At 64.9% G+C, this 17442-nt stretch carries 18 protein-coding genes; 9 read left to right on the top strand and 9 right to left on the bottom strand.

Translation table 11 applies throughout. The annotated features are described in order from the left end of the window. Window positions 1-165: 165 nt before the first annotated feature. A complete protein-coding gene (locus ACVIN2_RS19680; RefSeq protein WP_456766805.1) occupies window positions 166-1230 on the top strand; it encodes an MBL fold metallo-hydrolase in 1065 nt (354 codons plus the stop codon). Between the two features lie 200 nt (window positions 1231-1430). Here the strand turns inward: ACVIN2_RS19680 and ACVIN2_RS19675 are convergent, their stop codons facing one another. Both ACVIN2_RS19675 and ACVIN2_RS19670 read right to left on the bottom strand, forming a co-directional pair. Beyond that, entirely contained in the window at window positions 1431-2147 is a 717-nt protein-coding gene (locus tag ACVIN2_RS19675) for an SIMPL domain-containing protein (protein WP_456766804.1), read from the bottom strand. 5 nt (window positions 2148-2152) lie between these two features. Then, entirely contained in the window at window positions 2153-2938 is a 786-nt protein-coding gene (locus ACVIN2_RS19670; protein ID WP_456766803.1) for a GyrI-like domain-containing protein, read from the bottom strand. A gap of 220 nt (window positions 2939-3158) precedes the next feature. Between ACVIN2_RS19670 and dapF the strand changes: the two genes are divergently transcribed. Continuing rightward, complete coding sequence (dapF, locus tag ACVIN2_RS19665; protein WP_456766802.1) at window positions 3159-4034, top strand: diaminopimelate epimerase; 876 nt, start codon at window positions 3159-3161, stop codon at window positions 4032-4034. Then, complete coding sequence (gene mtaB / locus ACVIN2_RS19660) at window positions 4034-5287, top strand: tRNA (N(6)-L-threonylcarbamoyladenosine(37)-C(2))-methylthiotransferase MtaB (protein ID WP_456769761.1); 1254 nt, start codon at window positions 4034-4036, stop codon at window positions 5285-5287. The genes dapF and mtaB overlap by 1 nt, the downstream gene beginning before the upstream one ends. A gap of 162 nt (window positions 5288-5449) precedes the next feature. On the opposite strand, the gene ACVIN2_RS19655 is transcribed toward mtaB, so the two are convergent. Further along, window positions 5450-6559, bottom strand: a complete 1110-nt coding sequence (locus tag ACVIN2_RS19655; RefSeq protein ID WP_456766801.1) for a DUF2336 domain-containing protein — start codon at window positions 6557-6559, stop codon at window positions 5450-5452. A gap of 136 nt (window positions 6560-6695) precedes the next feature. Further along, on the bottom strand, window positions 6696-7397 hold the full coding sequence (locus ACVIN2_RS19650; RefSeq protein WP_247284930.1) for an RluA family pseudouridine synthase: 702 nt from the start codon (window positions 7395-7397) through the stop codon (window positions 6696-6698). Window positions 7398-7475: 78 nt separating this feature from the next. On the opposite strand from ACVIN2_RS19650, the gene ftsY reads away from it, so the two are divergent. Beyond that, window positions 7476-8423 carry a signal recognition particle-docking protein FtsY gene (gene ftsY, locus ACVIN2_RS19645; RefSeq protein WP_456766800.1) on the top strand — a complete coding sequence of 316 codons (948 nt, stop codon included), beginning with the start codon at window positions 7476-7478 and terminating at the stop codon, window positions 8421-8423. A gap of 3 nt (window positions 8424-8426) precedes the next feature. Further along, window positions 8427-9029, top strand: a complete 603-nt coding sequence (locus ACVIN2_RS19640; protein WP_007598838.1) for a septation protein A — start codon at window positions 8427-8429, stop codon at window positions 9027-9029. A gap of 99 nt (window positions 9030-9128) precedes the next feature. Here the strand turns inward: ACVIN2_RS19640 and ACVIN2_RS19635 are convergent, their stop codons facing one another. The 5 genes from ACVIN2_RS19635 to ccmA all read right to left on the bottom strand — a co-directional run bounded on the left by ACVIN2_RS19635 (window position 9129) and on the right by ccmA (window position 12360). Further along, entirely contained in the window at window positions 9129-9722 is a 594-nt protein-coding gene (locus ACVIN2_RS19635) for a DsbE family thiol:disulfide interchange protein (protein WP_456766799.1), read from the bottom strand. A 24-nt stretch (window positions 9723-9746) separates the two neighbouring features. Then, window positions 9747-9932, bottom strand: coding sequence for a heme exporter protein CcmD (gene ccmD, locus ACVIN2_RS19630; RefSeq protein ID WP_106945552.1), 186 nt, complete (start codon window positions 9930-9932; stop codon window positions 9747-9749). Beyond that, complete coding sequence (locus ACVIN2_RS19625; protein WP_456766798.1) at window positions 9929-10717, bottom strand: heme ABC transporter permease; 789 nt, start codon at window positions 10715-10717, stop codon at window positions 9929-9931. The genes ccmD and ACVIN2_RS19625 overlap by 4 nt, the downstream gene beginning before the upstream one ends. 91 nt (window positions 10718-10808) lie before the next feature. After that, window positions 10809-11477 (bottom strand): heme exporter protein CcmB, encoded by a 669-nt coding sequence (gene ccmB, locus ACVIN2_RS19620; protein WP_007598845.1) that lies wholly within the window; start codon window positions 11475-11477, stop codon window positions 10809-10811. 280 nt (window positions 11478-11757) lie between these two features. Further along, entirely contained in the window at window positions 11758-12360 is a 603-nt protein-coding gene (ccmA, locus tag ACVIN2_RS19615; protein WP_456766797.1) for a heme ABC exporter ATP-binding protein CcmA, read from the bottom strand. A 242-nt stretch (window positions 12361-12602) separates the two neighbouring features. Here ccmA and ACVIN2_RS19610 point away from each other — a divergent pair, with 242 nt between their 5' ends. From ACVIN2_RS19610 to ACVIN2_RS19595, 4 genes are all read left to right on the top strand, one after another. Then, a complete protein-coding gene (locus ACVIN2_RS19610; protein ID WP_456766796.1) occupies window positions 12603-14771 on the top strand; it encodes an aconitate hydratase in 2169 nt (722 codons plus the stop codon). Beyond that, window positions 14722-15324, top strand: coding sequence for a hypothetical protein (locus ACVIN2_RS19605; RefSeq protein ID WP_456766795.1), 603 nt, complete (start codon window positions 14722-14724; stop codon window positions 15322-15324). The genes ACVIN2_RS19610 and ACVIN2_RS19605 overlap by 50 nt, the downstream gene beginning before the upstream one ends. A 230-nt stretch (window positions 15325-15554) precedes the next feature. Next, the gene (locus ACVIN2_RS19600; RefSeq protein ID WP_456766794.1) at window positions 15555-16346 is read left to right on the top strand and encodes a DUF1223 domain-containing protein; all 792 of its coding nucleotides are present in this window, start codon (window positions 15555-15557) and stop codon (window positions 16344-16346) included. A 623-nt stretch (window positions 16347-16969) separates the two neighbouring features. Next, window positions 16970-17338: a DUF2794 domain-containing protein gene (locus tag ACVIN2_RS19595; RefSeq protein ID WP_007598853.1), complete on the top strand. Its 369-nt coding sequence runs from the start codon at window positions 16970-16972 to the stop codon at window positions 17336-17338. The last annotated feature ends 104 nt before the right edge of the window (window positions 17339-17442 follow it).

Raw genomic sequence — 17442 nt, 5'->3', positions numbered from 1 at the left:
ACGCCGCTGCCGCCTGAAAGTCAAGGAAAGTTAGGGTGGCCGGGGCCGCTTTGGGAGGCAAAGCCTTGAAAAGATGAACTTTCCGGCGGCGGGTTCCTTTTCATCTGGGCCGGCCCATATGACAGATGATGTCCTGCCCCTCCGACCATCCCTGAAGCCAGATCCGTGCCGATCACCCGCCGCCGCCTTTTCGGACTGTTCGCCGGTGCCGGCGCATTGGTCGGCGTGCCCTCCCTTTGGATGTCCCGCATGAAAACCTATGACGGCCCGGTCTCCGACCATTTCGACGGCCTGAACTTCTTCGATCCGGACGGCGTGCCGCCGAAATCGCTTCGTGAGGTCCTGCGCTGGCAATTCGGCGGCAAGCGGCAGCGCGCGAGCTGGCCGGATTGGGCGCCGAGCCCCCATACCGACACCCCGCCGGACCGCGTCGACGGCGACAAGGTGCGGCTGTCCTTCGTCGGCCACGCCAGCTGGCTGATCCAGGCCGGCGGCCTCAACATCCTCGTCGATCCCGTCTGGTCGACGCGGGTCTCGCCCGTCAGCTTCGCCGGGCCGAAGCGGCACAACGATCCCGGCATTGCGTTCGACAAGCTGCCGAAGATCGATGTCGTGCTGGTCTCGCACGGCCATTACGATCATCTCGACATGGCGACGCTGTCGCGGCTCGCCAAGAATTTTGCCCCGCGTGTCGTGACCCCGCTCGGCAATGACGTCACGATGCGCAGCACCGATGCGACGATCAAGGTGGAAGCGTTCGACTGGCACGATCGCGTCGAGCTCGGCGGCGGCATCGCCGTGACGCTGGTGCCGACCCGGCACTGGTCGGCGCGCGGCATGTTCGATCGCAACAAGGCGCTATGGGCGAGTTTCGTGCTGGAGACGCCGGCGGGGAAAATCTACGTCGTCTGCGATTCCGGCTATGGCGATGGCCGGCATTTCCGCCGCGTCGCCGAGAAGCACGGCCCGTTGCGCCTGGCGATCCTCCCGATCGGCGCCTACGAGCCGCGCTGGTTCATGCGCGACCAGCACATGAATCCGGAGGACGCAGTGAAGGCGCTCGCGGATTGCGGCGCGCAGGAAGCACTCGGGCATCACCACGGCACGTTTCAGCTGACCGATGAAGCGATCGATGCGCCGGCGAAGGCGCTGGTCGAGGCGCTCGACGCCGCCAAGGTTCCGCAGGAAAGGTTTGTGGCGATGAAGCCGGGACAGGTGGTGGAGATCTGACTCCATCAAGCAAACAACTCGTCGTCCTGGACAAGCGAGCGGAGCGAGCGCTGATCCAGGACCCATTACCACAGGGAGTAGTTTGGCGAACACTCGGAGTTAGCTGCTTCGCGCTATAACCACGCCTTGGGGTAATGGGTCCTGGCTTTCGCCAGGACGACGCCTGAAATTGGCGCCGCAGCGTGCCTCTTGCGAACGCGCTACTGCCCCTGCTTGATCGCCCAGCTCACATTCACCGTCACCGCCAGCGTTTCCTCGCCGGGCGCAACGGCCGCGCCGCCTGCGGCCATCGGCGCTGCGGCCATGCGTCCCTTGAACAGCGGCATTGGGGCGCCGCCTTCGGACACGCTGAGCGGCGCGCCGAGCGTGACGCCGGTGGCCTTGGCGTAGATCTCCGCTTTGCGGCGGGCGTCTGCGACCGCCTTCTCGCGGGCATCGTCGAGCAGTTTCGAGGCCTGCGTCACCTCGAAGGAGATGTTGCCGATATCGTTGGCGCCGGCGCCGACCAGCGTGTCGATGATGGCGGCGACCTTGGTCACGTCGCGGATCTTCACGGTGACGCGGTTTGAGGCGCGGAAGCCGACCACGGGCGAGGCGCCGGTGGATTTGTTCTGGCCGTATTGCGGCTGCAGCGACAGCCGCGAGGTCTGGTAATCCTTCTCGTCAATGCCTGCGCCCTTCAGCGCCAGCAGCACCTTGCCCATCGCGGCGTTGTTGGCGTCGGACGCTTCTTTCGCAGACTTGGCGTCGTTGGCGACGCCGGCGTCGATCTGCGCCAGATCAGGCGCGGCGGAGATCGTCGCTTCGCCGCTCACCGTAATCGCGGACGGAAAATCGTCGGCAAGCGCAGGCATTGCCAGCAGCGCGGCGGCAAAGGACGTAACAAGGGAGGTCAAAAGGATAGCAGGCTTTTTCATCGGTCTCACTTCAGCGGCACGAATACATTGATCACGAGCTTGTCCTCGGCCGTCTTCAGGGGATCGGTGAGGTACTCCTCGATGAAGGTGTCCTTGGCTTCCAGCTTCTTGTCGTCGAGGTGATTGGTGATCGCCTCGTAGGTGTTGTCCATGTTGTCGTAGGAGCCGCGATGGACGAATTTCAGCGCCTTGCCCTCCGGCGATTTGCCGACGCTCATGTCCTTGGGCAGGTTCTTCGGGTCCTGCTCGACCGGGATCTCGGCAAGGAAGGTGAAGCCGGTATCGTCGGTCGAGGTGTAGACGATCATCGAATTGCCGGCGTGCTTGATGCCCTGCTTGTCCAGCAGCGTGTTCAACGCCTTGAAGGCGTCGATCAGCGTGTCGAAGGCCGAGTCCCAATTGGCAGTGCCCTTGACCATCACGACCTTCTTGGGCTCGAGCGTGGTCTCCTGGCCGAAAGGATCGGCCGTCTGCACGGGAGCCGGGGTTGCGGCCGCAGCGGGCGGCGGGGCGGCGGGGCTCGGTGAGGCACTGGCGGCGGGCGAGGGCGAGGTTGCAGGGGACGTTGCAGGCGACATTGAGGGGCTTGGCGAGGCGCTTGCCGCCGGCGAGGGCGTGGCCGCGGGTGCAGCGCTCGCGGCCGGGGAGGGCGAAGCTGACGGGCTCGGCGAGGGGCTCGCTGATGCGGCCGGCGCCGGGCTCGGCGTCTGGGCCAGCGTGGCCGACAGACCAAACGACAAGGCCGCTGCCGGAATCAGCGCGGCCAAAGCGAGACGACGAAACCTGAACATTTTTATTCTCCCCAATAGCTTATCCGCCAAGGCCTTACGTCCCCGAGGCCTTAACCCGGCCGCATGTCCCGGATCGCGCGAATTTCGCCGTTCTAACACGCGAGCGCCGAATTCGTCCCATGACAGATGCGTCATGGCAGCGTCCTGGCTCTCGGCGGCAAATCACTGGCCAAGAGGGCCAAGGATCGCCATATAAGGCAGGCGAAATTCGGGAATTTTCATGAGCGCGCTGGCCAACCACGCATTTGCCAAGATGAACGGCATCGGCAACGAGATCGTCGTTGTCGACATGCGCGATTCCACCTCAAAGGTCACCCCGGACGATGCCCGCGCGGTGGCGTCGGCGCGAGGCGGCGTGGCCTACGACCAGCTCATGGTGCTGCAGAAGCCGCGCTTCGACGGCACCGAAGCTTTCATCAGCATCTACAACAGTGACGGCTCCGAGGCAGGTGCCTGCGGCAACGGCATGCGCTGCGTGGTGCGCCGCATCTTCGAGAAGACCGGCCAGACCAATGCGACGTTCGAGACGGCCGCGGGCCTGCTCAATGCCTGGCAGGGTCCGGCGCCGGAGCTTTATACGGTGGACATGGGTGCGCCAAAATTCGGCTGGCAGGACATTCCGCTCGACCAGGAATTCCGCGACACCCGCTACATCGAATTGCAGATCGGCCCGATCGACAATCCGATCCTGCATTCGCCCTCGGTGGTCAGCATGGGTAATCCGCATGCGATCTTCTGGGTCGATGACGTCAATGCCTACGACCTCGAGCGTTTCGGTCCGCTGCTGGAAAACCACCCGATCTTCCCGGAGCGCGCCAACATCACGCTCGCCCATATCGTCGATCCCCAGCACATCACGATCCGCACCTGGGAGCGCGGCGCCGGCCTGACCAGGGCTTGCGGGTCGGCCGCATGTGCCACGGCGGTCGCGGCGGCGCGGCTGAAGCGCGCCGAGCGCAATGTCGAGATCACGCTGCCCGGCGGCAAGCTCGGGATCGAATGGCGCGAGCGCGACGATCACGTGCTGATGACGGGCACGGCGACCTTCGAATATGAAGGCCGTTTCGATCCGGCGCTGTTCGCGCCGGTCGGATGATGAGCGTCGACATCGTCACCTTCGGCTGCCGCCTCAATGCCTTCGAGGCCGAGGTGATCCGCCGCGAGGCGGAAGGCGCGGGGCTCTCCGACACCATCGTCATCAACAGCTGCGCCGTCACCAATGAGGCGGTGGCGCAGGCGCGCCAGTCGATCCGCAAATTGAAGCGCGAACGGCCCGGAGCGCGTATCGTCGTCACCGGTTGCGCGGCGCAGACGCAAAGCGGCATGTTCGCCGAGATGGCCGAGGTCGACCGCGTCGTCGGCAATGACGACAAGATGCGATCGTCTGCGTGGCGCGAGGCGCGTGCGGCGTTCGATCTCGGTGCGGGCGAAAAAATCGCCGTCAGCGACATCATGGCGGTGAAGGAGATGGCGCCGCATCTCATCGACGGCTTTGCAAGCGGCCTGCCGCGCGTGTTCGTGCAGGTGCAGAACGGCTGCGACCATCGCTGCACTTTTTGCATCATTCCGTTCGGGCGCGGCAATTCGCGCTCGGTGCCGATGGGCGCGGTGGTCGATCAGGTCCGGGCATTGGTCGAGCGCGGCCATGCCGAGATCGTGCTGACCGGCGTCGACCTCACCAGTTACGGCGCCGACCTGCCGGGCGCGCCGAAACTCGGCCTGCTGACGAAGCAGATTTTGCGGCATGTGCCGGAGCTCAGGCGCTTGCGCATCTCCTCGATCGATTCGATCGAGGCAGACAGCGATCTGTTGGATGCCATCGCCGAGGATTCGCGGCTGATGCCGCATTTGCACCTGTCGCTGCAGTCCGGCGACGACATGATCTTGAAGCGCATGAAGCGGCGGCATACGCGCGGCGATGCCATCGCGTTCTGTGACCAGGTCCGTCGCCTGCGCCCGGATATCGCGCTGGGTGCCGACATCATTGCGGGCTTTCCGACCGAGACCGAGGAGATGTTCTCGCGTTCGCTCGATCTGGTCGAGGAATGCGGCCTGACATTCCTCCACGTCTTCCCCTATTCGCCGCGTCCCGGCACGCCGGCCGCGCGGATGCCGCAGGTCGCGGGCGGCGCAATTAAGGAGCGTGCGAAGCGGCTGCGCTCGGCCGGTGAGGCCGCGCTTCTGCAGCGGCTGCAAGCCGAAATCGGCGCCACGCGCGAGGTGCTGATCGAGAGCGAGGAGCAGGGACGGACGGAGCATTATCTGCCGGTGGCGATTGCGGGCGAGCGTATCGGCAGCGTCGTGCCGATGCGGATCGCCGGTTGTGATGGCGCGCGGCTGACGGTGTGACGGTTCCTTCCCTTCTCCCCTTGTGGGAGAAGGTGGCGCGAAGCGCCGGATGAGGGGTTGCTTCCGCGTACTCAACTCAATGTGGACTCGCGGAGAGAGACCCCTCACCCGTCTCGCCGCTGCGCGGCGAGCCACCCTCTCCCACAAGGGGAGAGGGAAAAACTACAACGCCCGCACCTGCCAGAACCGCAGCGTCCGCCGCGCATTCTCCGGGGTCATGCGGGCGTAATGGCTTTGAGCCCTTGCGATATCGGCTGGCTTCATCGCGCCGCTCGCAAAGCGGCTCTGAAGCACGGCGGCGGTGGTTTCCCAGCTGAGCTGCGCCGCCTTGCACGGCACCAGCAGGCCGTCCTCGCGCAGGCTTTGCATCAGCGGGCGTATCACTTCGACGGTCGATCCCGACAATGCGGCCAATGCGGCCACTGCTTCTTCATAACGCCGCTGCGTGGCGAAACCGAGCAGCGTCGCTTCGCTGAGCTGGCCGGCCGTCTTGAGGCCTGCGACGGCGCGCTTGGCTCCTTCGAAATCGCGGACCCCCGACATCTCGCGCTCGACACCGACGGTGACGGCAGCGATCGCGGTCTGGATCTCCTCGAACAGATGCGGCGGCGCGCGCGACAACAGGCGGGTCCGCACGGCATCCGTAGCGGAGCGCAGCAATTGGCGGCGCAGGTCTGACGGCAGATCGACGCGGACGCCGACGCTGACCGCGAGGTCGGGATCGGCCTCGGCCTGTCCGACGATGACGGCAAATCCGTTGCCGGACACGCGCGCGCCGGGATTGGCGGCGAGCCGGCGGCTGACACTGGGATAGCGCCGCGCCAGCAATGCATCGGTGACGATCTCCTTCAGCCACCAGCGCCCGGCGACCGCGAGCAGATGCGGCTCGCCCTTGCTGGATGCGATCTGCACCAGCGCGCCGTCATCGAGGCGCGCGGATTCCTGCAGCACGGGACCGGCGATGCGGATTTCATCATTGTTAGCGAGGCGGCGAATGACCGATGGCGGCGCCTGCGCGATCGGCGCGAGCTGCGCGCTGATCTCGGCGAGCGCTACGCGCGCGCCCATGTCGGCGATGGCCCGGAGCTCGATGGTGCCGATCAGGCGATCCAGCACATCGTCAAACAGCGCGATCTGCTCGTCATCGAAACTGCCGGCGGAGGACAGGAACAGGTCGGTGACACGGCGGGCGGTCGCCAGGCCCTTTTCCGCGGAGCCAGTCCGAAGCGCGGACTCGACCTCGTCGATGATCGATAACTCGGCCGTGGACATGACGCGCAGCTCGTCCTGAGCAGATTGACGGAAGCTTGTTCTAAGCAACCGCTATCATTAGAGACGAGCACTGAACGTTTCGTAAACTATAGGGAGCGCTGCGCGGCCTCCTCACCATGAGGAGCGAGCAGTTGGGCTACTCCCCGTTCCACCCGCAGGCGCGGAGCCGCTCGTGCATGTGGGGCGGGGCCGGCGCCACCACGCGAACCGGCTCCTTGTTGCGGGAGATCGGCACCACGATCTCGCGGGAATGCAGGTGCAGCTTCGGCTCGCCGAAGCGCGGGCCGTTGCCGTAAATGTTATCGCCGAAGATCGGCCAGCCGGTCGCCGACGAATGCACCCGCAATTGATGGGTCCGTCCGGTCACCGGTTCCATGGCGAGCCAGGTCAGGCCGTCGCCCCGGCCCATCACCTTCCAGTTGGTGATGGCCTTCTGGCCCTCGGGATCGGGCTTCTGCCACCAGCCGCGCTCGGCGTTCAGCCGTCCGAGCGGCATGTCGATGGTGCCTTCGTCCTCGGTGGGGCCGCCCTCGACGATGGTCCAGTAGGTCTTGCCGATCTTGCCATGCTTGAACAGCAGGCCGAGCGAGGCCGTCGCCTTGCGATGGCGGCCGAGCACGAGGCAACCGGAGGTGTCCTTGTCCAGCCGGTGGGCCAGCACCGGCGGCCGCGGCAGGCCGAAACGAAGCGCGTCGAACGAGGTTTCCAGATTGGCACCGCCCTTGGGTCCGCGATGCACCGGCAGGCCGGCCGGCTTGTCGATGACCAGCATCAATCCGTCGCGATGGAGCACGCGCGCTAAGATTTCCTCGGCGGTCAATTCGGGAACATCGAGCAATTGCAAGACTTTCGTTATCGGCGAGACTTTCGGTCAAGACTTTCGTTTGCGAGCCGGAACGGCTAACACACCGCCACCATGAACGATACCACCCCCGAGACCCCCAAGCTGAGCTGGTGGCGCCGCCTGTCGGACGGGCTGAAGCGCACCTCGTCCTCGCTCGGGACCGCGGTCGCCGACCTCGTCACCAAGCGCAAGCTCGACCGCGCCATGCTCGACGACATCGAGGACGTGCTGCTGCGCGCCGACCTCGGCACCTCGGTCGCGGTGCGGATCGCGGATGCGGTTGGCACCGGGCGCTACGACAAGGCGATCTCGGCGGACGAGGTCAAGGATGTCGTCGCGAGCGAGGTCGAGAAGGTGCTGGCGGCGGTGGCCAAGCCGCTCGAGATCGACGCCGGCAAGAAGCCTTTCGTTATCCTCGTGGTCGGCGTCAACGGCTCCGGCAAGACCACGACCATCGGGAAACTCTCGCAAAAATTCGCGTCCGAAGGCCGCAAGGTGATGCTGGCCGCCGGCGACACGTTTCGCGCCGCGGCGATCGAGCAGCTCAAGGTCTGGGGCGAACGCACGAAGACGCCCGTCATATCGGGTGCGCAGGGCTCGGATTCAGCGAGCCTCGCCTTCAACGCGCTGACGGCGGCGAAGGAGCAGGCCACCGACGTGCTCCTGATCGACACCGCCGGGCGGCTTCAGAACAAGGCCGAGCTGATGAACGAGCTCGAAAAGGTCGTGCGCGTCATCCGCAAGGTGGACGCGACTGCGCCGCATGCGGTGCTGCTCGTGCTGGACGCCACCGTCGGCCAGAACGCGCTATCGCAGGTCGAGGCCTTCCATCGCACCGCAGGGGTCACCGGCCTCGTGATGACGAAGCTCGATGGCACCGCCCGCGGCGGCATCCTGGTGGCGCTCGCGGAAAAATTCAAACTGCCGGTGCACTTCATCGGCGTCGGCGAAGGCGTCGACGATCTCGCGCCGTTCACCGCGCGTGATTTCGCCCGCGCGATAGCCGGAATCGAAAGCTGAAGAATGGACAAGACCCAGCCGCATCCGCTGTTCAAGCTTGCGACCGAGCTCGGTCCGCTGCTCGTGTTCTTCTTCGTGAATGCGAAGTTCAATCTGTTCGCCGCGACCGGCGCCTTCATGGTCGCGATCGTCGCGGCGATGATCGCCTCCTATGTGGTGACGCGGCACATTCCGATCATGGCGATCGTGACAGGCGTCATCGTGCTGGTATTCGGCACGCTGACGCTGGTGCTGCACGACGAGACCTTCATCAAGCTCAAGCCAACCATCATCTACGCTTTGTTCGCCGCGATCCTCGGCGGCGGCCTGTTGTTCGGCCGCTCCTTCATCGCGGTCATGTTCGACCAGATGTTCAATTTGACGCCGCAGGGCTGGCGCATCCTGACGCTGCGCTGGGCGCTGTTCTTCGCCGGCATGGCGGTGTTGAACGAGATCGTCTGGCGCACCCAGAGCACGGACTTCTGGGTCAACTTCAAGGTGTTCGGCGTCACGCCGATCACCATGATCTTCGCCATCGCCCAGATGCCGCTGACCAAGCGTTATCACCTCGAGCCGGCGTCGCTGGAAGCGAGCGAGGCCGAGGCGGGGGATGTGAGGAAGGGCTGAGCTCTTTCAACTCGTCATTGCGAGCGCAGCGAAGCAATCCAGAGTCTTTCCGAGGAGACAGTCTGGATTGCTTCGCTGCGCTCGCAATGACGGTCTTGGCTACGACCCCGCTCTCAACGCCTTCTCCATCTGCGGCAACAACACGGTCCGCAAATTCTCGGGCGTGATCGGTCCGACCAGCTTGTAGACGATGGTGCCTTCGCGACCGACGACGAAAGTCTCGGGCACGCCATAGACGCCCCATTCGATCGAGGCGCGGCCGTTGGCATCGACGCCGACGTGGCCGAACGGGTTGCCGTAGCGCCCCAGGAAGCGCCGCGCATTGTCGGCAGCATCCTTGTAGTTGATGCCGACGAGCTGGAAGCGCTTGTCTTTTGCCAATTCGGTCAGCAGGGGCGCCTCGTCGTGGCACGGCACGCACCAGGACGCCCAGACATTGACGAGGCTGACCTTGCCCTTGAACGCGGCGGGATCGAGGCCGGGGATCTGGGCGTTGTCAGCCTGCAATCCCTCGAGCGGCGGCAGCATGGTTTGCGGCACGGGCCGTCCGATCAGCGCGGACGGGATCCGCGAGGGATCGCCGCTGCCGAGCCGGAACCAGAACAACAGCGCCAGGCCGATGAACGCAATCAGCGGCAGCACCATCAGGAAGGTGCGGCGCTGCGGCGGAGCGGACGTCGATTGCTCGCTCATGATTGATCTCTCATGCTTGATCTCTCATGGCCGATCCGTCGCGCTACGGCCGGAGCGGCGGGTCACGCCGCTGCGCTCGAGCTCGCGCAGGCGCTGTGTCTGGCTACGATAGTCGAGCACGATCCAGCCGATCAGGATCACGACCACAAGGGCGGCCGCGGCATAGGATGTCACGATGAACGACGCATAGGGACCGAGCGACATGATCATGCAGCCCCAACTTCTTTCGACGCGTTCGCTTCACGCGAACCGGTGCCGACTTCTGAAAACGCCACACGGCTCGCCTGCATCATCTGCAGAGACCGCACGCGCCGACGCAAAATCTCGTTGCGCATCGCAGCCAGATGCAGCGTGACGAACAGCAGGGTGAACGCGATCGCCATCACCAGCAGCGGAATCAAAAAGGATTTATCGAGCGACGAGCCGCCCATCCGCATCACCGATGCCGGCTGGTGCAGCGTGTTCCACCAGTCGACCGAGAACTTGATGATGGGCAGGTTGAGCGCGCCGACCAGTGTCAGCACGGCGGCGGCGCGCGCCGCGCGGGAGGGATCGTCGACCGCGCGCCACAGCGCCATCAGGCCGAGATACATCAGGAACAGGATCAGCACCGAGGTCAGCCGCGCGTCCCATTCCCAATAGGTGCCCCACATCGGCCGGCCCCACAGCGATCCCGTCAGCAGCGCGAGGAAGGTGAAGCTGGCGCCGATGGGCGCTGCCGCTTTGGCGGCGACGTCGGCGAGCGGATGCCGCCACACCAGCGTGCCCAGCGAGGCAATGCTCATCACGCCCCACACGAACATCGATAGCCAGGCATTGGGCACGTGGATGAACATGATCTTCACCGTCGCGCCCTGCTGATAGTCGTCGGGCGCGGTGGCGGACTGATAGAGCCCGATCGCGAGCAGGACGATGGTCGCGGCCGCAAGCCATGGCAACAGCCGCGCCGTCAGCGCGAGGAACCGTGTGGGGTTGGCGAGGTCGATCAGCGTCATGGTATCCTGATAATCACAGGTAAGCGCTCACGCAATCAGCACGAAAGTCCGCAGCGAAAGTTGATCGGGGTCAAGGTCAGTCCCGTCCATCTCAATCCAGTCCATGCTTCAGGCTCGCCGCAGCCGCGAAGGGGCCGATCACGAGGCTGACCAGCGACAGCGCGCACAGGATCGAGAACGGCGCGCCGAACGTCATGGGTCCGACGATCACCGCCTGCGAGGCCGCGACGCCGAAAATTAGGACGGGTATCGATAGCGGCAGTACCAGGACCGCCATCAGCAAGCCGCCACGATGCAACGTCACCGCCAGCGCTGCGCCGATCATGCCGGTGAACGTCAGCGCCGGGGTGCCGGCGAGCAGCGTCAGCGCCACCGCGCCGGTTGCGACCATGTCGAGGTTGAGCAGCAGGCCGAGCACGGGGGTTGCGACGATCAGCGGCAGGCCGGCGGCCAGCCAATGCGCCAGCGCCTTCGCCGCGCAGGCGAGTTCCAGCGGCGTCCGGCTCATCGTGATCAGGTCGAGCGAGCCGTCCTCATGGTCGGCCATGAACAGCCGGTCCAGGGTGAGCAGGCTCGCCAGCAGCGCCCCCAGCCACAGGATCGCCGGCCCGAGCCGCGACAGCAGTGCCAGATCCGGCCCCACCGCAAACGGCATCAGCACCACCACGGTCAGAAAGAACAGCACGCCAATCAACGCCCCGCCGCCGACGCGGAGCGCGATCCGGATGTCCCGGCGAATGAGGGCAGACAGGGCGGTCATGGGGTGGCTCTTTCCACGGCGAGCCAGCCATAAGAGCCCGGCACGTGCCCAGGGCAAACTGCGCTCCCTCCCCCCTCGTGGGGGAGGGCGGGGGAGGGGGGTAGCCCCGGGAGAGATGGTTGTTGGATCCGTGGCGCCAGCAACAGAGCGCCCGCCTGCCGAACGCCAGAACCGAAAGAGCGCGCCGCGTGGCGCCCCCCTCCCTGCCCCTCCCCCACAAGGGGGGAGGGAACGGAGAGGGCGGAGCCAAGCCGCTTGGAAAACTGAGGGTCCACGGGAATCATGCCGTCCCCCCGATCCGCAGCTCCCGCGAATCGATTCCGAGCGGGGCGTGGGTGGCGGCGACGATCAGGCCGCCCCGCGCCAGATGCTCGCGCATCAATCCGGAAAACATGTCCTGTCCCGCGACGTCCAGCGCCGTGGTCGGCTCGTCCAATAGCCAGACCGGTCGGCGGACGGTCAGCAGGCGGGCCAGCGAGAGCCGGCGGCGTTGGCCGGCGGACAGGAAGGCGGCGGGCAGATCGGCGGCATGGTCGAGCCCGACCGTGACGAGGCTGTCGCCGGCATCGAAACGCTCGCCACCCAGAAAATCGGCCCAGAACGTCAGATTTTCCGCCACGCTCAGGGCAGGCTTCAAGGCGTCGCGATGGCCGAGATAGTGGCATTGCTCCGGCAATGTCAGCTCGGAATCGCCTCCGTCCAGCGCGATCGTGCCGCCCGCCGGAATGAGCAGGCCCGCGATCAGCCGCAGCAGCGAGGTCTTGCCCGATCCGTTGCGGCCGACGACCGCCACGGCTTCGCCGGAGCCGGCCCCGAAATCGAGCCCCGCAAACACCTCGCGGCCGCCCCGCACGCATGTGACCCCATGTCCGGAAAGCTGCATCTCGCCTCGTACCAACCCGCTCAACGTCAGGCCTCAGGAAAACTTGGGGTAGCGTATGGGAATTTTTGGCTCGCGGATTGCCGCGGCACGTTTGTGGCTGTGGCGGCGCGGTTAGAAAGCTTCTATAAGCCCGGAACTACTTGATGCAGCAACTCAACCTGCCCCTGCAAGCGACTCAGCCTGCCTACGCTGACGGTGTTAAAATACCCTGCCGGGTATAACTGACAATTGGGATTTCCTACATGACCTCGCTCGACAGCTTCAAATGCAAAAAGACCCTCAAGGTCGGCGCCAAGACCTATGTCTATTACAGCCTGCCCACGGCCGAGAAGAATGGTCTGAAGGGAATTTCGAAACTCCCCTATTCGATGAAGGTCCTGCTCGAGAACCTGCTCCGCAACGAGGACGGCCGCTCGGTCAAGAAGGCGGACATCGTCGCGGTGTCGAAGTGGCTGCGCAAGAAGTCGCTGGAGCATGAGATCGCCTTCCGCCCGGCGCGCGTGCTGATGCAGGACTTCACCGGCGTGCCCGCCGTGGTCGATCTCGCCGCGATGCGCAACGCGATGCAGAAGCTCGGCGGCGATGCCGAGAAGATCAATCCGCTGGTGCCGGTCGACCTCGTCATCGACCACTCCGTGATCGTGAACTTCTTCGGTGACAACAAGGCCTTCGGCAAGAACGTCACCGAGGAATACAAGCAGAACCAGGAGCGCTACGAGTTCCTGAAATGGGGCCAGAAGGCGTTCTCGAACTTCTCCGTCGTGCCGCCCGGCACCGGCATCTGCCACCAGGTCAATCTCGAATATCTCTCCCAGACGGTCTGGACCAAGAAGGAGAAGATGACGGTCGGCAAGAAGACCGGCACCTTCGAGGTCGCCTATCCCGACTCGCTGGTCGGCACCGATTCCCACACCACCATGGTCAACGGTCTCGCCGTGCTCGGCTGGGGCGTCGGCGGCATCGAGGCGGAAGCCTGCATGCTCGGCCAGCCGCTGTCGATGCTGTTGCCCAATGTCGTCGGCTTCAAGCTGAAGGGCGCGATGAAGGAAGGCGTCACCGCGACCGATCTCGTGCTGACCGTGACGCAGATGCTGCGCAAGCTCGGCGTCGTCGGCAAGTTCGTCGAGTTCTTCGGCCCCGGCCTCGACCATCTCTCGGTCGCCGACAAGGCGACCATCGCCAACATGGCGCCCGAATATGGCGCGACCTGCGGCTTCTTCCCGGTCGACGCCGCCGCGCTCGATTATCTCAAGACCTCCGGCCGCGCCTCGGCGCGCGTCGCGCTGGTGCAGGCCTATGCGAAGGCGCAAGGGCTGTTCCGCACCGCCAAGTCGCCCGATCCGGTGTTCACGGAGACGCTGACGCTCGACCTTGGTGACGTCGTGCCGTCGATGGCCGGCCCGAAGCGCCCCGAAGGCCGCATTGCGCTGCCGTCCGTGGCCGAGGGCTTCTCGCTCGCCCTCGCCAGCGAATACAAGAAGGCCGAGGAGCCGGAGAAGCGCTTCGCCGTCGACGGCAAGAAGTTCGACATCGGCCATGGCGACGTCGTGATCGCCGCGATCACCTCCTGCACCAACACCTCGAACCCGAGCGTGCTGATCGGCGCCGGTCTGCTGGCGCGCAACGCCGCCGCGAAGGGCCTCAAGGCAAAGCCGTGGGTGAAGACCTCGCTCGCCCCGGGCAGCCAGGTGGTGGCGGCCTATCTCGCCGATTCCGGTCTCCAGGCCGATCTCGACAAGGTCGGCTTCAACCTGGTCGGTTTCGGCTGCACCACCTGCATCGGTAATTCCGGTCCGCTGCCCGAGGAGATCTCGAAGTCGATCAACGACAACGGCATCGTCGCGGCTGCCGTGCTCTCCGGTAACCGCAACTTCGAAGGCCGTGTCTCGCCGGACGTGCAGGCGAACTATCTCGCCTCGCCGCCGCTCGTGGTCGCTCACGCGCTCGCGGGCACCGTCACCAAGAACCTCGCGGTCGAGCCGCTCGGTGAAGGCAAGGACGGCAAGCCGGTGTACCTCAAGGACATCTGGCCGACGACAAAGGAGATCAACGCCTTCATGAAGAAGTTCGTGACCGCGGCGATCTTCAAGAAGAAGTATGCCGACGTGTTCAAGGGCGACACCAATTGGGCGCAAGATCAAGACGGTCGAGAGCGAAACCTATCGCTGGAACATGAGCTCGACCTATGTGCAGAACCCGCCCTATTTCGAAGGCATGAAGAAGGAGCCGGAGCCGGTCACCGACATCGTCGAGGCCCGCATCCTCGCCATGTTCGGCGACAAGATCACCACCGACCACATCTCGCCGGCCGGTTCGATCAAGCTCACCTCGCCCGCCGGCAAATATCTCAGCGAGCACCAGGTGCGTCCAGCCGACTTCAACCAGTACGGCACGCGGCGCGGCAACCATGAAGTCATGATGCGCGGCACCTTCGCCAATATCCGCATCAAGAATTTTATGCTCAAGGGCGCGGATGGAAATATCCCTGAGGGCGGTCTGACAAAACACTGGCCAGACGGCGAGCAGATGTCGATCTACGACGCCGCGATGAAGTACCAGCAGGAGCAGGTGCCGCTGGTGGTGTTCGCCGGCGCCGAATACGGCAACGGCTCCTCGCGCGACTGGGCCGCGAAGGGCACGCGTCTGCTCGGCGTGCGCGCCGTGATCTGCCAGAGCTTCGAGCGCATCCACCGCTCCAATTTGGTCGGCATGGGCGTGCTGCCGCTGACCTTCGAGGACGGCACCTCCTGGTCCTCGCTTGGCCTGAAGGGCGACGAGAAGGTCACGCTGCGTGGTCTCATCGGCGATCTGAAGCCGCGCCAGAAGCTGACCGCCGAGATCGTCTCCGGCGACGGTTCGCTGCAGCGCGTTTCGCTGCTCTGCCGCATCGATACGCTGGACGAGCTGGAATACTACCGCAACGGCGGCATCCTGCACTACGTGCTGCGCAAGCTTGCGGCGTAAGCGCGGATTTGTGAACGGTGGCTCACTGCGAAGTGAGTAGTAGGTTACACGAAGGCGGCCTATCACAAGGCCGCCTTCACGCGTTTGCGGCAGGCTTCAGATGGGCCCGCCGGCAGAGAACCTCGCCTTGCACGGTTCTTGGTCGGACGAATGTGTGAGGCCCGTAAGACTACGGTGACCATCCGGCGGTAAGATTTCCCTCTCACGAGCAATGGTGTGCGGCGTTCGACATGACAACAATGACGGCTTCTCATCTGGTTTCACGCAACGTGATCTCGAGGTGGTCCGGCGCCCTCTGGTCGGGTGCTCTTGGTCTCTGTGCGATCGTCGCCGTCATTCGTCCTGCCGAGGCTGACCCCCGCGCCGTTGTCGAATTGTTTACCTCGCAGGGCTGCTCCTCCTGCCCGCCGGCCGACAAGATCATCGGCGACCTCGCCCGCGATCCCTCGATCATCGCGCTGAGCATGCCGATCGACTATTGGGACTATCTCGGCTGGAAGGACACATTGGCCGATTCGCGCTTCTCTGCACGGCAGCGTGCCTACTCGCGCATGCGCGGCGACCGCGAGGTCTACACGCCGCAGGTCGTGGTCAACGGCTCCACGCATGTCGTCGGCAGCGACCGCACCGGCATCGAAAGCGCGATCGGCAAAACCGACAAGGGCACGGGCGTGATGAGCGTGCCGGTGACGATGTCGCTCGCGGGCAAGCAGATCAACGTCTCGGTGGCCGCGAGCAACGAGCCGACAGCGTCCCACGGCGAGGTCTGGATCTGCTCGATTGCGAAGTCGGTGCCGATCGCGATCAGCCGCGGTGAAAATCGCGGACAGCAGGTCATCTATCACAACGTGGTGCGCAACCTGCTCAAGGTCGGCGACTGGACCGGCCGTCCGGAAAGCTGGACGGTGCCGATCGAGAACCTCACGCGCGACGGCGTCGACGGTGCCGTGGTCTATGTCCAGGACGGCAGCCGGGAAAAGCCAGGGCCGATGCTGGGCGCGGCTTACACGTCGCTGCACTAACGCGCACACTTCGAATCTTCCGATTCAAGCACACTCTCAACCCTCATGGTGAGGAGCGCGCTCTTGCGCGCGCGGCGGACGATGCTGCGCATCGCCGCGAGAACCATGCAGGCGCCGCTGATGCAATTCGGCCTCGATCCTTCGAGACGCCGCTTCGCGGCTCCTCAGGATGAGGGGAGGGAGCGTTCTCGCTGATGAGGAAGAAGTCCGTCGAAGCAGAAACATCCCGACCCAAACAAAACCGACCCCAAACAAAAAAGGACCAACTCGCGTTGGCCCTCCTTGTCGTGCGAACAGACCCGATCCTGACGGCCCCGGGGGGCTGGGGGCTGAGGAATCCGGAACCGAAAGGACCGGGTCAACGCACATAGGTCTTTTCGCAATGCAGGGCGGCAGTCGCTTGGCGGAAAAGCGGCGACACTATGATTCCTGCTAACGATCCCGTGACGGTTTGCCGCGACAGAGTTCCACCGCTGCGTGTGGGCGGTTTGCTCCGGTCCAGCGTCCTTACAGGGGCCCCTTGCAGTGGGGAACAGTTGGCGCGATCATGCAACTGTCATGATCCGCGGTTCCGGGGACGGTCTTCGCGGACGCGGTCATGCTGATGCGACAGGAGGCGGCCTATGAGTCTGTCGGAGGATGCCGATCCGAGCGAACAGCGCGCGGCGGCGCGCCCCGCCGCTTCGAATGCGCAGCTGAGCCGCGTGACGTTCAACCGGCTCGAGCTGCACCGTATTCTCAATCTCTACGGTCGGATGGTCGCCGACGGCGAGTGGCGCGACTACGCCATCGACTTCCTCAGGGATCGCGCCGTGTTCTCGGTCTTTCGCCGCGCCTCGGAAGTGCCGATCTATCGTATCGAGAAGGATCCGCGGCTCGCGCGCAAGCAGGGCATGTACAGCGTGATCTCGGCGACGGGCCTCATCCTGCGCCGCGGCCACGAGCTGGAGCGCGTGCTCCTGGTGATCGATCGCAAGCTGGCGGTGGTGTAGCGGCGCGCTCGGTGCTGTAGGGTGGGCAAAGGCGCATCGCGCCGTGCCCACCATCTTTCGTCAAACGCGTTGGCTATGGTGGGCACGCTTCGCTTTGCCCACCC

The sequence above is a fragment of the Bradyrhizobium sp. USDA 3650 genome (assembly GCF_054057395.1).
This window is presented reverse-complemented; position numbering and strand designations above follow the sequence as displayed.

Bases quoted from the DNA above. Each gene is read 5' to 3' on its own strand.
- mtaB (WP_456769761.1), top strand. From the start codon at position 4,034: ATGAGCGTCGACATCGTCACCTTCGGCTGCCGCCTCAATGCCTTCGAG.
- ccmD (WP_106945552.1), bottom strand. From the start codon at position 9,932: ATGATCATGTCGCTCGGTCCCTATGCGTCGTTCATCGTGACATCCTAT.
- ftsY (WP_456766800.1), top strand. From the start codon at position 7,476: ATGAACGATACCACCCCCGAGACCCCCAAGCTGAGCTGGTGGCGCCGC.
- dapF (WP_456766802.1), top strand. From the start codon at position 3,159: ATGAGCGCGCTGGCCAACCACGCATTTGCCAAGATGAACGGCATCGGC.
- ccmB (WP_007598845.1), bottom strand. From the start codon at position 11,477: ATGACCGCCCTGTCTGCCCTCATTCGCCGGGACATCCGGATCGCGCTC.
- ACVIN2_RS19655 (WP_456766801.1), bottom strand. From the start codon at position 6,559: ATGTCCACGGCCGAGTTATCGATCATCGACGAGGTCGAGTCCGCGCTT.
- ACVIN2_RS19610 (WP_456766796.1), top strand. From the start codon at position 12,603: ATGACCTCGCTCGACAGCTTCAAATGCAAAAAGACCCTCAAGGTCGGC.
- ccmA (WP_456766797.1), bottom strand. From the start codon at position 12,360: ATGCAGCTTTCCGGACATGGGGTCACATGCGTGCGGGGCGGCCGCGAG.
- ACVIN2_RS19640 (WP_007598838.1), top strand. From the start codon at position 8,427: ATGGACAAGACCCAGCCGCATCCGCTGTTCAAGCTTGCGACCGAGCTC.
- ACVIN2_RS19675 (WP_456766804.1), bottom strand. From the start codon at position 2,147: ATGAAAAAGCCTGCTATCCTTTTGACCTCCCTTGTTACGTCCTTTGCC.
- ACVIN2_RS19670 (WP_456766803.1), bottom strand. From the start codon at position 2,938: ATGTTCAGGTTTCGTCGTCTCGCTTTGGCCGCGCTGATTCCGGCAGCG.
- ACVIN2_RS19635 (WP_456766799.1), bottom strand. From the start codon at position 9,722: ATGAGCGAGCAATCGACGTCCGCTCCGCCGCAGCGCCGCACCTTCCTG.
- ACVIN2_RS19595 (WP_007598853.1), top strand. From the start codon at position 16,970: ATGAGTCTGTCGGAGGATGCCGATCCGAGCGAACAGCGCGCGGCGGCG.
- ACVIN2_RS19600 (WP_456766794.1), top strand. From the start codon at position 15,555: ATGACAACAATGACGGCTTCTCATCTGGTTTCACGCAACGTGATCTCG.
- ACVIN2_RS19625 (WP_456766798.1), bottom strand. From the start codon at position 10,717: ATGACGCTGATCGACCTCGCCAACCCCACACGGTTCCTCGCGCTGACG.